This is a genomic window from Kitasatospora sp. NPDC088134, from assembly GCF_044741705.1.
Taxonomy (GTDB): domain Bacteria; phylum Actinomycetota; class Actinomycetes; order Streptomycetales; family Streptomycetaceae; genus Kitasatospora.
The window spans coordinates 60,082-75,869 of sequence record NZ_JBIUTD010000001.1 but is presented as its reverse complement, the minus strand read 5'-3'; the positions used below and the strand labels follow the sequence as shown (position 1 = coordinate 75,869).

Sequence of the window (15,788 nt, the reverse complement as noted above, 5' to 3'; positions counted from 1 at the left end):
GGTCACCCGGCGGTGCGCAGGTGCAGGGCGGCGGAGCAGTAGGCCGTGTAGGCCAGCCCCAAGACGTTGCCCTTGCCCAGGAGTTCCATCCGCGTGCGGTGCAGGGCGGAGCCGACGTCCTGGCCGGAGAGCATGAGCGCCCAGAACCGTTCGGCGAACTCCTCGGCCAGGCCCTGGTCCACGGTGATCTCCGTGCCGATGACGCCGGCGGCGTGGAGGCCGGCCAGGACGTCGACGAAGGGCAGCCAGGTCCGGGCGTCGTGGTCGACGGTGTGGCAGCCGTTCAGGAAGACCAGGGGACCGCCGTGCCGCGCCCACTGCTCCCACTCCGGGGCCTCGCCCCAGGCGGCCAGGTCCTCGGGCAGGATGCGGTCCTCGCCGCCGATCCCCAGGACGGTGGGAGTGCTGCCCTCTCCCGGATCGGGGTCGAGCCCGTGGCCGAAGAAGTAGACGCCGGTGGGAGGGGCGCCGGTCAGTGCCAGGCGGAACGCGTCCTTGCGGTCGCAGACCCGCAGGTCGGGGAAGAGGGCACCGAGGGCCGCCAAGTGGCGCTCCACCGTGGTGGGGTCGAAGTCGGTGCCGCGCGCCACGGTCAGGGAGGGCGAGGCGCTGGCGGGGCCCGCCTCCAGGTGGACGCGGCCGCCGCTCGGTACGGACGCGGGTTGTTCGATGATGTGCTTGAACCCCCAGAAGCCGTACGGGCAGAGCGTGTTGAGCGGGTGCCGGGTCGGGTCCGGGCAGGCGCGGGCGGTCGGGTCCCGGCGCAGTTGCTCCCAGCCGGGCCCGCACTGCTCCAGGGGCGCGTCGGCCTCCACCGGGATCTCGTACAGGAGGGCCCAGGGGAAGGCGAGGTCGTTCAGTTCGGTCCGGCAGATCTGGATCGTCGAGGGCCGGTCGAGCACCCGCTTGAGGGCTTCCCGTTCCGGTCGGCTGCGGACGACCATCTGGTAGAGCGACCAGCCGCGCCGGGCCAGCCGGGTCATGTCCCGTCGCAGCGCGCCGGAGTCCTTGCTGTTGGTCTCGTTCAGTAGGTTCATCCACACCTCGTCCCCGTTCTCCACCCGCTGTTCGGCGTGGCAGGCGAAGAGGTCGGCCCGGACCTGCTCCAGCACCGCGACCACCTGGTGCTCGCTGAGCCAGAAGGCGGCGGCCGGGCTGTCCTCGGCGGTGACGTCGATGGTCATCGCGCCGTCGCGGCGGCCCACCCGTACCGCGGCGCCGCGGCGGGGCAGCGCGTCCAGGCCGATGAAGCCCGAGGTCAGCGTGTAGTCGACGACGGCCCCGGTGGCGCCGCCGGGGCGCTCGGCGGCGGCGACGGAGGCGGTCAGGGTCGCCGACTGCAACTGGTTGCCCCGGTAGGAGACGATCAGCAGCAGCCGGGCCGGGCCGGGTTCCTCCGGCGTAACGAAGGGGATGTGCAGGTCCTGCCCCCGGTGGGCCGGTTCGCAGTCGTGCCGTCCGCCTGGCGGGCAGTGGCAGACCCAGGCGTCCCCGCGCAGCGGCAGGAAGATCCAGTACCGCTCGGTGGGGAGGTGGAGGTCCGTGCTGACAGCGGTCACCTGGAGCCAGTCGCCCCGGCCGTCGTCGTCCGTGTGGTCGAGGGAGCCTTCGGGGAGCGCCGGGGAGGAGGACGGGAGGAGGTTGTCGTCGGCCGGTTTTCCGATGCCCAGGCGGAGTTCGTAGGTGCGTCCGGAGGCGAGGAAGAGGCTGGCGGGGACGCTCCGGCGGGAGTGCGGCCAGACGACCGCGAGGTTGAGGAAGCGTGCCGCGGCGTCCTGGCCGGTGTCTTCGTCGAAGTCCTCGTCCGTGGCCAGTTCTTCTTCGGGCAGTTCCGGCGCCGCTTGGGCAGGGATGCCCCGCGACCCGTCAAGCTCCTGGCGCCGCTCCAGGAAGTCGTCCCAGCAGTCGGCAGCGGAGCTGTGCTCGTCATAGATCACTTTGAACTTCTCGTCGAAGCTTGCCTCGGTGAGGTCTGGATCCTCCAACAAGGCGAGCCAGGCGTTGCGTGGTTCGTCGTCCAGTTCGGAGTACCACTGCTCGGTGGTGCGGAGGATCCGCAGCAGGTACTCCTTCTCGGACCGGTACTTCCAGGCGTACCCCGCCGGTTGCTCCACCGCCACGCCAGTTCCCCTCTCGGCTCCGCCAGGTACTGGCATTCTGGGACAGACGAGTGAGTGGGGGCGAACCGTGCAGCTGAACCCGGACATCACCATCTGCCTGGAGTTCCAGGGGGAGTCGGTCACGGCGGTCGTGCGGGAGGGCGGCGTGGCGCTGCACGACGCCCCGCCGGCCCGGCCGGTGGCGGGCAACCTGTTCGTCCCCCCGGGGCGGTCGGTGTCCCCGCGGGTGACGAAGAGCATGGCAGAGATCCTGCTGCCCCCGCCCGTCAGGTTCCACCTATCCCGGTGGATGGAGGAGTTGACGCTTGGTCACATGCGGCTGCGGATCCTGACGCCCGGGGACGGTCCGCGGGACCTGGCGGCCCTGCGCTGGGAGGCGGTGCGGGTGCCCGGCGCGAGGGCGCCCCGCGAGGAGTGGCGCGCCTGGGCGCAGGAGCCGTCGGTCATGCCGGCGGACGGCGGCCAACCGCTCGGGGAGCACCCCCGGATCCTGCTCGTGCGCAGCGTCAGCTCCAAGGTCCGGCAGACCGTCCGCACCCCGGTCACTATCGGGCGGGTGGTGATCGCCGACGCGACCGCGGTGTACGGCGAGATCGCCGTCCCCGGCGCGGACAAGCCCGTCACATTCGCCCCGCCTCCGCCGGAGGCGTCGGCGGATGCCGACCGGCGGCTGGTGGAGCGGGTGGCCTCCGAGTCCCGGCTGTCGGCCCGCACTGCGGACGTCCCGGCGACACCGCGGGCGCTGCGCCGCGCGCTCGAGGGCGGTGCCGAGGTCTTCTACTACGGGGGGCACCAGTTGAAGGGCGGCCTCGCGCTGGCGGCGGACGGCCCGGACGGCCGGGAAGGTGGTGAGGGCGGCACCTGGTTCTCCGCGGACCGCCTCGGCGAAATGCTGGCGGAGGCCGGTGTCGGTCTCGCGGTGCTGATGGCCTGCCACTCCGGCGGGGGCACCGACGAGCAGGGAAAGAATTTTTCGGTCGCGCGGCGGCTCGTCCGGGCGGGGGTGACGCAGGTGGTGGCAGTGATGGGGGAAGTGACTCACCGTCAGGCAGCGAATTTTGCAAGGGTGTTCTTTGCGGCGCTCGTCTTGGGCGAGCCGTCCGACCTGGCGCTGCGAGAGGCCCGCAAGGTGCTCGAGGGCGTGTCGGCGCTGCCGGTGCTGTTCGTTCGGGAGGGCGTCGGCGACCTCGTGGTGGGGATGCTCCCCGAGGTGCGCGACGAACGCCGGGCGCCGGTGGCCCACCGGCTGCCGGTCGAGGGCGATGGGGAGCCGGACGAGCGGTACCGGGTGCACCTGGACGCCTGGTGGTGTCTAACCGGCCGGACTGTCGTCGACGTCCTGGCCGATCCGACCGGCGACGACCTGACGGGGCTGATGACCGACGCCGAACGGCTGCTCGCCCTCGCCCGCCGCCGCGACGAGGCGTCCCGGCGCTGGTACCTGTGGGACACGCCCGGGGGGCGGGTGCCCCGGAACGCGGTCGAGCTGCGCAACAGCGTTATTCCGGCCTACCGGCCCGCACCGCCCGGGGAGCACCGCGGGACGGGACTCGTCCTGAAAATGGACACCTCCCCCCTCCCCCCGGGAATCTGCCGGGACATCGAGCGGATCTTCCGGTTCGACCCCGACCTGCGGGCCCTCGTCCTCCAGGTGACCGGGCCGCATTCGGAGCAGGTGCGGAGCAGCGCGAAGGAACTGGCCCGGTTGCTCGGCCACCAGGAGTACCTGCTGCGCCTTCCCGCGCCGACCGCCACCGTGCCCGCGCGGCCCCGGCGGTGGCCAGGCGTGACGGGCGGGGCAGGCAGCCGGGGAGCCCGGGGCCTCCTCGAACGGCTGGCCCTGGCCCGCAGGGTGGACGGGGCGGTGCCCGTGCCCGAGGTCGACGTCCGGGAGGTCGTCGACGACCTCAACGCGGACGGGACGTGGGGGACGTTCGACGAGGAGCGAGAGGTCCTCAACGAGGTGCGGCACCGCTGGCCCGGGTTGTACCGCTCGCTGCTGGAGGCCCACGCCCGCGACCGCGTCCCGCCCCGGCGGAGTGCGTCGCTGTGCATGGCGGCCGCCCGCGACGAGGACCTGGACCGGTGGATCGGGGCGGCCGGTACGGACCTACCCCTCCCCGGCGACGTCCGCCGCCAGGACCTGACCCGCCCGTTGGCGGAGGCGGTTGCCTTGGCACTGCTGCGGGCCAACCACGCCGACACCGACGCCCTGGACGCCTGGGCGGAGGCCGCTCCGGTGGCGGCCGCCGCCATCCGGGTGGCGGGCCGGGGAGCTACGGGGCCCCTCCCGCAGGACCTCGACCTGGTGGAGGCGGCTGTCGTCCTCGACCGGGCCGGGCTGCTCGACCCGGTCGACTTCACGGAGCTCGACCCGACCGGCAGCCGACCGGGCAGCTGGGCGCTGCTGACCCGCCGCCCGCTGACCGAGGAGTCCGCCCGCTGGGTCTACAGCCTGGGCGAAGAACAGCGCCGGGTGCTCGGACTCGAACCGGCCGACGGGGCGGGGGAACGCCCCGCCGACGCGGAGCTGGAAGCCAACCTCGCCCCGTACCGGGACGCCCTCCGGCCGCCGCTATCCTTTGCCGAGGAAGATTGGTGACGGTCTATCAGCACCGTTTCGATTCGGCCGGAAACTGTCTCTCCGCGGCCCGGAACCCGTAGGGTGGGTCACTCGTTTCTCGTCCCGCCGATGCCACTTCTCGGCCGGTGACCGCACGTAAGGGACCTGGATGCTCGAACACTGGTACTTCTGTGCCTCGTTGGGCCTGCCGCCGCAGACGGCCGCGCTCCATCTGGATGTCCTGGCCGCGCTCCGGGAACCGGTGGGGACGCCCCGGGCCGGAGAGATCGTCGGTGCGGCGCTGGAGGGCCTGGGTCGGACCGGCACCGCCACCGCGCTCCATGCGCTGCCCCTGGTCCTGGCGGCGCACCACCGGTTCGCCGGCACAGATGAGGTGATCGCGCGGGCGGCGGACGTCTACCGGGACATCGCGGCGGTGGCCCCCGAACACCTGCGGACCCGCCTGGGGGCTGCGCTCCGGTCGGCCGCCGGCCCCGTCCGCCCCGCACTGGCGGCCCTGGGTGAATTGCTGGACGGCCTGGACGACGGTACCGCCGAGACGGACGCCGCCGACGTCCCGTACCAGGACCTGGTGGAGCAACTCGCCCCGACCGCGGCCCTGGTGGCGGCCCGCTTCCTGGTCGGGCGCGACGCGCGCGCGGCGGGCGAGGTGCTCGACGAGCACCAGTTGCTGACCGGGGAGGCGCTGGCCGGCCGGTACGGGCGGATGGCCCTGCTACAGGCCGCCGAGGCCGTCGCGGCGCTCCGGCCCGAACACGCCGACCGGGTCCGGGCCGCTCTCGCGACGGCCTCCCGGGGCGCCTTCGACCTGGAACCGGACCTGCTGGCCGCCGCGGCCCGCCTCACCTACCGGGTGCCCGCGGACCCCGGCCCCGGTCCGGACCCGCTGGACGCGGTCGAGGCCGAGGCGTTCGCCGGAGAGCGCCTGACCGGCTGGCTCCGGGCCTGGACCGCCGACGGGCTGATCCCGAATGCCGCCGGCTGCGAGGCCCGGGAGGCCGCCTACCGGCGCCTCGGCGGGACGGGGGCCGCGTCGAGGTCGGCGATGCCAGCGGTGCTGTGGCAGACGGCGCTGTGGTCCGCCGCTGCGGAGGGCGCCCCGGAGCGGGTCGCCCGGCGGCTCGCCCGGTGGTGGCGCCCGCCCGCCTCCCAGGGACCGGTCGGCGGGCCGGGCGAGGGCGGGCCCCTGGCCCGGTTCCCGCTCACCCTGCCCTACGACTCCTACGAAGTCGTTCAGCAGTACACCCACCGGCTGCTCTCGCTGCGCCACCCTGTGGGCCAAATCCCCAACCCGCGGTTCACCGCCGGCCCGGCTGGCGACACCGACCCGGAGACGGCCGCGTGGCTGTGGTCGCCCTGGCTGGTTCAGGACCAGCCCAAGGCCGCGGGCGCCACCGGTGCGGTGGCGGCGGTCCGGCTCCAGGACGGCCAGCCCGAGCAGCTGGTGCGCCTCTTGGGGGCGGGCCTGCTGGCCGTTCGGCTGCTGACCTGCCACGGACCCGGCGGGGAAGCCGAACCGGACAGCGAGCCGGATGGGCCGGAGGGCGGGGACGACCACCTGCTGCTGCTCCTCATCCACCTGCGCGACACCCTGTACCGGACGTTCGACGCGCTCATGGAGACCGTGCACGGCTCCGTCCATCAGGCCCAACTGCAGGTCGGCCACCTGTGCGCGCTGCTGCTGCACGGAGCGGCATCCGCCGACTGGGTCGGCAAGGGCCTGCGGGCCGCGGTCCACCCAGTCGAGATCGTCCGGGTGGTAGCAGCGCTGCCGACCGCGCCAACCGCGCCCCAGGTGCTGCCCGACGGGGCCGCCCGCAAGGTGGTCCTGCACTGGGCCCAGGAGGCGTCGGCGGGCGGCACCGGGGATCACCGGACGGAGGCCGGGGCCCGGTGGTTTGGCGGGTGGCCGTCCCCCGCGGACACCCTGCTCGACCTGATCCGCGAACGGGACCAGCCTGTACCCGCCGGGACGGCCTCGCGTGCCGCCCGGCTGTACCGCGACCTCCACCCGCACTCGCGGCACGACGTGTTCCGCTGGGACTGGACGCCCCAGGGGCTGCGCCGCCCCGGCGGAAGGCCGCTGCGGCTGCTGCGGCCGGGTGACCTGGTGCTCAGCGGCCCGACCGACCCGGACCGGGACTCCTTCTCGGTCGAGGAGTGGCAGCGGATGGCGGAGGAGGTGAGCGGCTTCCTCGCTGCGACCGACAAGCACGGGATCACCCCGGTCACGGTCCGCACGCTGCGGCTCGCCGCCTTGATCGGCCGCCCCGACCTCGGTGACGGCAACCTCTACGAGGAGTGGGTCTCCTCCTGGAGCGGCCTGGTCTCCTCCCTCGGCATGCCGGCCCACCTGCCGCGCTACGTGCGGGCCCGGATGTTCGACATGTTCCGCGCGCCGACCGAGGGGACGGGCTCGCAGGAACGGCTGCTGAACGTCCTGGAGCACGTGGTGGACGCGATCGTCGGCCTCAGCGGCGGCGCGCAGTTCTACTACGACCGGCTCTTCGAGGAGCTGACCCACAGTGGGCTGCCCCCGGAGGCGGCCAACCGGCTGCGGTTGCGGGCCCTGCGGGTGCTCTACCACAAGTGGGGCGGCCGACCGCCTGTGGCTGCGAATGGTAACCCGTGGTGGGACCACCTGGGCCGGATTTCCGGCCGCGGCACCGAGGCGGCGCTGGTCGGGTTCCTGCGGGCGACGGCGGCGCGGGAACTCGGCGGCCGGGGAATCACGCTGGCCGAGGCGATGGCCTCGTTGTGGGACAGCACCCAGCGGCCGGCCCGGTACCCGGCGATCCGCCGGGCCGCCGACCTGCCGGGCGAGGACCGGCGGTTCCTCGCAGCGACGGTCCAAGACCGCCGTACCGGCGAGGTCATCGAGTACCGGCGCGACGAAAACGCCTCGATCGGGGCCGTGCGGGACAGCCGACGGCAGGTGTTCGACCTGTTCCGGGGCGGTGCCCTCCCCGAGCCGGACAACTGCGTGCTCGGCGTGGTGGTCCGTCCGCCCCTGCGCGACGCGTCCACTCTGCAGGTCAACTGCGGGCTCGACACCCTCCAGCTCTGCCAGCCCGAACCGCAGGAGAGCCGGCGCTGGGAGATCGGCGACACCGTGGCCGTGCGGCTCGCACCCCCCGGCGGGCAGCCGCTGCCCACCGTCGTCCCGCTGGTGCCGCTGCCCCAGCGGGACGGGGATGTGCGTACGGCGGAACTCGTCCGCACCGCCGCCCACCCGGGGCTCGGGCTCCGGGTGGAGGGATGCCCCGGCGAGCTGTACCCCGGCGGGACGGGTGAGGCGGACACCGCCGCCCGCCGCCGCTGGGACCCCGACCTCTCCCGGGCCTTCGACCCGGACGGCACCGCGATCCGGCCGTCCGTGCCGGTCAGGTGGCACGCGGAGCTCAACCGCTGGGTACCGCTGGACGCGGGACTGCCCGAGCTGGCCGTCGCGGCCGGCACCGGGGAGGGGCCGGTTCCGGTACGGCTGGTCCTGGTCGGAGACGCCACCGAGCGGACCGGCTACGGCACGGCCTGGCGCTTCGTCACCACGCCGGGGCACTCCTACGTGCTGGGGCCTGCGGCGTGGCGGCCTGCCGACTGGCGGCGGCTGGAGGAGGAGTACCCCGACGCGCCGACCGGGCTGATCGTGCACGCCGAGTTCACGCCGGGGGAGGCCGTCCTCCGGTTGTCCGCCCGGGCACCCTTCGACCGGCGCAACCTGGAGTGGCTCGCGGTGTTCGACCCGTCGGCCGGGGCCCGCGACCTGCCCGGGGACGGCGACCCATCAGAGGACGGCGCGCGGTCTGCCGAGCGCTACGCCCAGGAGGATGCCTTCCTGCGGCCGGGCGCCGACGGCCGGCCGCAGTGGCAGATCGACGTGCGCGCCGTCGAGGGTTTCCCCCGGTTGGTAAGGGCCGAATTTGCCGGCCCGACGCCCAGGGGCAAGTACGCCGTGTGCAGCGTCGAAGCCTGGGACGACAGCGCCGCCCGGCGGGCCGTGGTGAAGGTCCAGCCGCTGGACGAGGAGGGCATCCTCGAACAGAAGCCCACCCCCGAGCAGTACGCCTGGTACGCGAGGGTGCCGGATCGGACGGTCGTCGACCTGGTGTGGGCCGCCCGCAAGGGGGACAGCGCCGCGAACTTGGCCGCCACCGCCGACGGGCTGCGCGGACGGGTGGCCACCGAGTCCCTGACGCTCAGCGGCGACTTCCCAGTACTGTCCCGCACCGCCCCGCGCCGCGCCCAGGTCAGCTCCGACTACCTGCTCCGGCCCCTCCAGGACCGGCTGCGCGCCCCCCTGACGGCCCTGCAGCCCGAGCAGCTGGCCGAGCAGTGCCTGCCACCGCGCGATCCGGCCGAGCTGGACCGCCCCGGCCTGTGCGGCCTGGTGGTCGCCCGCTACAAGGACGGCCACCAGGTCAGCCACGTGCGCGCCTGGTTCGACCTCGGCGGGCAGATCGCCGTGGCCAGGCTGCCGGTGGGATGCCTCGATGTCGACGCACCCGCAGTGGGCGACCACCTCCGCGGCGTGCTGACGGCATCCGGCTGGACCTTCGAGACGTCCAGTCGGATGCTGCACTTCGAAGCGCTCTGGGAACGGGTGGCCGAGCCCGGAGCCGGCTGGAAGGCGGTCGGCACCACCACCGGCCTGGACGGCACGCCGCTGACGGTTCGCCAGGATGATTCGGGCCGGCCGCGGCTGGCCACCGAGCCGGGCACCGGCACCCCGCCCGTCGGCGCCGGCCGGGCCACCGCCCGGCGTGGCGGCAGGGCGCGCAAAGACGGGACCTTCCCTGTCGTGGTCCAGCACGGGGGTGTCCACCGGGTCGGCCACACCACAGGCATCGACCTCGGGAACGACTTTCGGGCCGTCCATGTGGAACGGGAGCAGGTCGACCTGCGCGACGTGGCACCGGCGCCCGCCGACGCCGCCGGCACCCGCTACGTCCGGGTCCGACGGGAGTACGACCTCTCCCCGGTCGGGCCCGCCCGGCGGCCGCCCGGCCCGGCGCCGCGCCCCGCGTATGACCGGGCCGCCGCTTGGCAGCGGATCGTCGACCTGCCCGACCCGGTTCTGACCGGGCGGATCGACGGCGACGGTCGGATGGCGCTGTCGGCCTGCGAGGCCCCTGACGCCGAGGGGGTCTACCGGCCGTGGCTGGAGATCCTCGACGAACCGCGGGCCTGGGTCGGCGGCCGCAGCCACCCCACCGACCTGGTCCGGGCCCGGCCGGTGCCCCACCCCGACGGCACCGGCTACGCCGCCTCCTTCCTGTCGGCCGCCCCGCTGTCCGTCCCCGACTTCATGGCGGTGATCGCCCCCTACGCGGCGGCCGACGGAAGCCGCTGCGACTTCCGGGACCCGCGGCACACCCGGGGTAAGCCGTACTACGTGGGCATTGAGGAGACCCACACCGGCCCGGCCGCCCGGTTCGAGTTCGGCTACGGCTGGTTCGTCGACATCCCAACCGAAACGCTGCTGGTCGGCGGCGAACCCCTCGACCCGGACGGCTTGGCCCTCTTCCACGGCGACCGCGTCGAGGCCATGGCCTTCCGCGCGGCCGAGGACGCCCCCGGCATCATCACCGTGCTGATCGAACTGGCCGACATCGCCACCGGCGTGGAACGGCAGATCCACTATGAGGCGACGAACGCCAACGTCGTGCACCTGCTCGACGCCACCGTGGACCGCGACCGCGGCCGGGTCACCGTGCACCAGGCGCTCACCCGCACCCGAGGGCTGGGTCGCGACACCGACCCGGACACCCACGCCGTCGAACAGCCGGTCAGTGCCCGGATCGACGAGCGGGATCTACCGGCTCTACTCGCCGCGCAGGGGGAGGGCACCGGCCGCAGGCTCCTGCTGGGCCGGCTCGTCCCGGAACAGCTGGGCCGGCACCGCCGGGCGCTGCGCTTCGCCACCGTCGCTCCGCACGCCACCACCGACGGCAGCCGGGGGCTCGGGCGGGACGACCGGCTCTACCTGGAGGCGGGGTCGATCCAGGAGACCCGCAACGACTACCTGCTGCGTTTTGTCCTGCCTGAAGGGGTAGTCCAGGACGGGGAGCCGCTCTCTGCAGTGGTGCCCCGGCGGGAGTTCTCGCACAGGGAGAGCTGCCTGCGCCGGGCCGCGAAGACCGAGGGCCTCGACGCCTACCGGGGACGGGCTCGGATGCTGGTGCGGCTCGGGGCCCCGGGCCAGTACCCCAATCAGTGGCACGGCTCCACCAAGTCGCCGCCGGCCCGCAGCACCGAGACCCTCCGCGGCCACCTGAGGCGCAAGCCAGGCGGCAGCTTCGGCGTGGTCGACGCGGACGGACGGCGGATCGAACTCCGGCCCGGCGTGCTCTTCGAGCTCGCTGGACTGCACGCGAGCGCCGAGATCACCGCCGGATCCGTGGTGCGGCTGGTGCTCGACGCCGACGGGAGGGTCCACGTCCGGCAGGCCATACCGGCCGACCTGACCTACCTGGACGAGCGGCCGAGGCCCGCCGTGGTCTTCCCGAAGGACAGCCTCCGGACGGCCGAGGACGTCCGGGAGGCGGACGCCCCCGGACGGTTCACGGTGGCCGGCCTGCCCGGCCTCAACGCCACCGCCCGGCGGGAGACCGGGGCTGCCCTGCTGCACCGGGAGCACCCCAAGATCGCGGGCGTGGTGCGCCGGACCGCGGGCCGCAGCGCCCAACTGGTCCCGTTGGAGGAACCCCGGGCCGGTGTCCTGGAGTTCGACGCCAAGGACCCGGCCGAAGGGGTGTCGGCCCGCCCCGTCGGCACTGCAGACCCGGGCCCCGCCGCCCGGACGGTCCCCTGGGCCCAGATCTCCTTCCTGGACGCGTCGGCCCGGGAGATCGCTCGGGCGTGCGAACAGGAAGGGTGGCGCTACCACGACACCCGCACCCGTACCTGGTCGCTCACCGGGGAACAGCCCCGGTTCAGAGACCTGCCCGCACTCGCCCGGATCGTCGAGGAGCCGGTGTTCTTCTCCAAGAAGGGCACCGACTGGACACTGCGGCACGAGTCGGCGGCCCTGCGCCAGTACGGCTTCCCCGCCACCGAACTCCTGGAGGAGACCTTCCAGAGCCGCCCGGAGGGTCTGCGGACGTACTGGGCCGTGGCCCGCGCCGAATACGGCGGCGTCTGGCTGGAGATGTCACCGGGCCGGATCGCCGAGATCCGCGGCGAACTCGTCCGGTTCTCCGACGGGCACTCACTGGCCGACCTCGACTGGTCCCGGTTCGCACCCGGAGACCTGCTGTATGGGCGGATCGAGGGCGGGATCAACGAGTGCGGCCACCTGGTCCTCACCGACTGGCGGCCGGGCCTGCGCGGCGCGCTCCGGGCCGGATACCAGCACCGGGTCCTGCTCCCGGTCGGCCACGCGGACGAGGCGGCCGGCGCGCTCTACCTCGGCGCGGGCGAGGCCGCCTTCCCTTACCCGGCGGAACGCGCATTGATCGAGCGCTGCCCCCTGGGCAGCACCGTGTGGCTCGACGAGACCAACGCGCTGGCGCCCGCCGCCCCCGACTCGGTCCGGGCCGGGGACACGGTGCTCCTCACCGCGGACCCGGCGGGCGGGGCGCTGCGAGTGGCGGGGCTGCCGAACGCGGCGGTCGAACTGGCACCCACATCCAAAGAGCACTGGTTCATGGCCCGGTGGCTGCGGGACGACCTGGCGGCGGGCACAACCGGGACGGGCAGCGTGCTGCTCCGCCAGCTGGGCGCGCTACCGGTGACGGTCGACGCCGTGACCGACGGCCCCGAACCGGTCGTCACGGTCTCCCGGCGCCGACAGCCCGGCGGGGTCTGGCCGGACGGTACCGTGCTCGCTCGGCCCGTCGCCCACCTGGGCAACGGCTGGATCGTGATGCGCAGCGGCGCGGCGCTGATCAGGACAGACATCGATGAACTGCTGCCCGGCCTCCCGCAGGAGGCCCGCGAACCGGCCGCGGCCGCACTCGCCACGGACCGGCGCCTACTGCGGCTGCACTGGGACCGGACCACCCGAACGCTGCGCAGCGGCCTACCGACCGGCGACACCGCACTGGGCGAGACGACCGTGCAGGCGCTGTTCGCCGTGAACGGCCCGGACGGCGCCTGCCTCGGCGTGCTCTGCAAAGAAGAGCGCACCCAGGCCCTGTGCTGGCTGCCCGCCCGGGACGCGGCATGGGCGCAGGACGTGCCGTGCGACTTGCTGGTTGAGCAGCTGCGGGCCGTCCGGAAGCTGACCGTGCTGCGCCGCGAGCGCCACCTGGTCAGCCTGGTCGACCACCCGCTGGCCGTCCACGAGTTCGGGAACCTGACGGTCGGGCAGCTGCTGCGGGTGTCCGTGGTCGACGAGGCGGTGGCGGACGGGGCCGGCGGCGGCACGCGGCTGGTCGCGGTGGCCCCGCTCGGCCTGCTGGCACGGCTCTCGCCCGGCCGGACAGCGTGCGGGACCGGGGAGGAACTGATGACCGAGGTCGCCCGGTTCGGCCAGGTCAGCGGGCAGCGGACGGTCCATCTGGTGGCGCCCGGGGCCCGGCGGACGGTCCTTGACCTGCCGGAGTGGATGTGTGGCAGGCTCGGTAGATTGGCACTGCACTCGTTCGCCGACACGGCGAAGCGCGTCGACGGTCTGATCCCGAAGCAGTTCGTGATGTACCGGAAGGCATACCGAATGGGGCTGGACGGCGGTCCGGCTCCGACGCACAAATCGGTGGAGCAGCAGGCGCTCTGGTTGCTCGGCAGACTGGAGCCTGCCTTCGACCAGGAGGAACCGTCGGAGGAGGAGCGCGAGCGGGCCAGGCATACTGCCGCAACCGCGGTGGCCGAGTGGATTGACTCTGACACCGGCCGGGCTCTCGTCCTGCAGACGGACGAGGGCATCGACCTCGGCCCGGCGCTGGCCGTCTGCCGACTGGGCGACCTCCTGCCGTCCGCGCTGGTCGGACTTCCGGACGGCTGGCTGTCGTTCCTGCTGGCCCGGATCGGCGACCGAGCGGTCGCCTCAATGCACACCGAGGCGCTCGTCACCCAGTGGCTGACCCGACCGGACCGGCACACCAGGGACGGGGACTGGCGCCGACTGCGCTCGCTCCGGATCGCGCAGCATATGACGGACGGCCAGGTAACGTTCGTCGAGGAGTTCGGCCGGGCGGTCACGGAACGCCCGGAAGGGCTCCCGCAGAGCGAAGCCGCAGGAGTGGCACGATCGTTGCTCGCGGCCGTAGGCCGACTGCCCGCAGCGGAGCACCTTGCCGGAGACGCCCCGCTGCTGCACCGGTTGGCCCGGCTCGGGGCAAGTTTGACCCCGCCGCACGGGCAGGCCGTTCCCCGATGGCAGCCGCTTGACGAGCAGCACCGGGTGGTCAAGTCGGTCTTCGATCAGCTCATGCAGCAGGGCCTTCCGCTCCCCCTGCTGCCGGCCTCCGTCCTACTGCCTGATGCAGGCACGCACTATGGAGAAGCGCTTCTAAGAGAGGCGAAGGCACGGACGGCATGACGGTGCCGCTATTCGGAGAGTTCCGATACCCGACTCCACCATTAGGCGCCGCCGTGATGACCCAGCTCGGCCGTCCGCAGCGGGTCCACCCGCTCACCGCCGACTCGCTGCGCGCCGCCCTGTTCGACGGCGGTCCGTACGAGTTCACCGAGGCCGCCGACGTCAGCACCGAGCACGGCAGTTGGGAGGACCCGGAGACCTTCGGGCGCGAACCCGCCACCGAACCCGCCACCGGCTGGCACTGGCACCGCCCCGACCGGGTCGTCGAAGGCCCCGCCTGGGGCGGCAACCTGGAGATCCTGCACTGGATGGCCGCCGCCGACCGCCTGCTCCCCAACGACGCCTACACCGGCCACGTGCTGTTCCTGGAGACCTCCGAGGAACTGCCCAGCGGCACCGAGGTGTTCCGGATGCTGCGCAACCTCGGCGAACGCGGACTGCTCCGGCAGTTCCCCGCCCTGCTGATGGGCCGCGCGATGGCCTGGTCCTTCGAGCACCTCAACGACGCCGGGCAGCGCGCCCGGTACCGGGCCGAGCAGCGCGCCGCCGTCCTGCGCGCCCTCGACGCCTACGCCCCCGACACCGTGGCGGTGTTCGACGTCGACCTCGGCCACACCGAACCCCAACTGGTCGTCCCGTACGGCGGCACCGTCCGCGTCGACGGCCCGGCCCGCCGGATCACCGCCACCTACTGAGCCGCCACCGCCCGCCGGGCCATGACCTGCCCGGCCGTTGCTCGTCGGGCCGCACTTCGTTGGGCCGTCACCCACCGGGCTGTTGCCCACGGGGCGACGCCTGCCGTTGCCGTTGCCGCCGCCGGGCCCTCGCCGCCGCAGCGGCCCCGGCGGCCGTTCCCGGTGGCCGCAGGCCGAGTCGTTCGGCGAGCAGCGCCGACCACGGGGCGAGGTTGCCGCGCGGCGAGGCCAGCAGCTCCGCCAATCGCTCCGGCCAGCCCGGACGGTGCAGCAACTCCAGCAGCCGCGCGGCGAGTTCGGCCCGTACCCCGGGTGGCCAGCCGGCCCGCGCGGTGTCGCCGTCCGGGTCGGCGAGGTCCGCGGCCAGGGTGAGGACGGAGGTGCAGCGGTCCACGGTCGGGGCGAGCCGGACGACGTGGTCGGCGTAGTGGGCCAGCAGCGGCAGCCCCTGCTCCAGCGCGGACAGCGTCGCCCCCATGCCCGCGCAGCCCGTCAGCGTGCGCAGCAGCCGGCCGGCCTGGTCGACCACCTCGCTGTCGGCCGCCGGGTCGGCCACGGCCCGGTCCACGGCCGCCGCGACCACCACCCGGGCCGCGTAGTAGCCGCCGAAGTCGCCGTCGTCCACGGCCCGGCGGCGCAGCCAGGTGACGGCCGCCGGATCGGCCGGGCGGTCCGGGTCGGCGAGCGGGTCGCGCCCGTCCGGGTACCAGGGCAGCCGGGCCCGCGGGTCGGCGAGGCGGCCCAGCGCCTCCACGAACGGGACGCGATCGGTGCCGGTGGTCCGCTCCGCCACCTCGATCAGCGCCGGGACCGGCACGGGCATCCGCTCCAGCGTCCGGGCGACGAAGGAGCGGAGCGGCCACCCCGACAGGGGTACGGCCGGGCGGTCGGGGGCGGTCACCGGAGGA

The 15,788-nt window shown here is 74.0% G+C and carries 4 protein-coding genes and 1 pseudogene; 3 read left to right on the top strand and 2 right to left on the bottom strand.

Annotated features, from left to right (window positions below; genetic code table 11):
• Positions 1-2 precede the first annotated feature (2 nt).
• The gene (locus tag ACIOHG_RS00230; RefSeq protein ID WP_400943390.1) at positions 3-2,120 is read right to left on the bottom strand and encodes a hypothetical protein; all 2,118 of its coding nucleotides are present in this window, start codon (positions 2,118-2,120) and stop codon (positions 3-5) included.
• Positions 2,121-2,187: 67 nt separating this feature from the next.
• Here ACIOHG_RS00230 and ACIOHG_RS00225 point away from each other — a divergent pair, with 67 nt between their 5' ends.
• The 3 genes and pseudogenes from ACIOHG_RS00225 to ACIOHG_RS00215 all read left to right on the top strand — a co-directional run.
• A complete protein-coding gene (locus tag ACIOHG_RS00225) occupies positions 2,188-4,722 on the top strand; it encodes a CHAT domain-containing protein (protein ID WP_400943388.1) in 2,535 nt (844 codons plus the stop codon).
• Between the two features lie 130 nt (positions 4,723-4,852).
• Positions 4,853-14,185: a hypothetical protein gene (locus tag ACIOHG_RS00220; RefSeq protein WP_400943385.1), complete on the top strand. Its 9,333-nt coding sequence runs from the start codon at positions 4,853-4,855 to the stop codon at positions 14,183-14,185.
• A gap of 44 nt (positions 14,186-14,229) precedes the next feature.
• Positions 14,230-14,880 (top strand): annotated as a pseudogene (locus ACIOHG_RS00215) (LD-carboxypeptidase); the annotation flags it as partial.
• Between the two features lie 67 nt (positions 14,881-14,947).
• Here the strand turns inward: ACIOHG_RS00215 and ACIOHG_RS00210 are convergent.
• Positions 14,948-15,781 (bottom strand): hypothetical protein, encoded by an 834-nt coding sequence (locus tag ACIOHG_RS00210; RefSeq protein WP_400943382.1) that lies wholly within the window; start codon positions 15,779-15,781, stop codon positions 14,948-14,950.
• Between the last annotated feature and the right edge of the window lie 7 nt (positions 15,782-15,788).

Bases quoted from the DNA above. Each gene is read 5' to 3' on its own strand.
- ACIOHG_RS00220 (WP_400943385.1), top strand. From the start codon at position 4,853: ATGCTCGAACACTGGTACTTCTGTGCCTCGTTGGGCCTGCCGCCGCAG.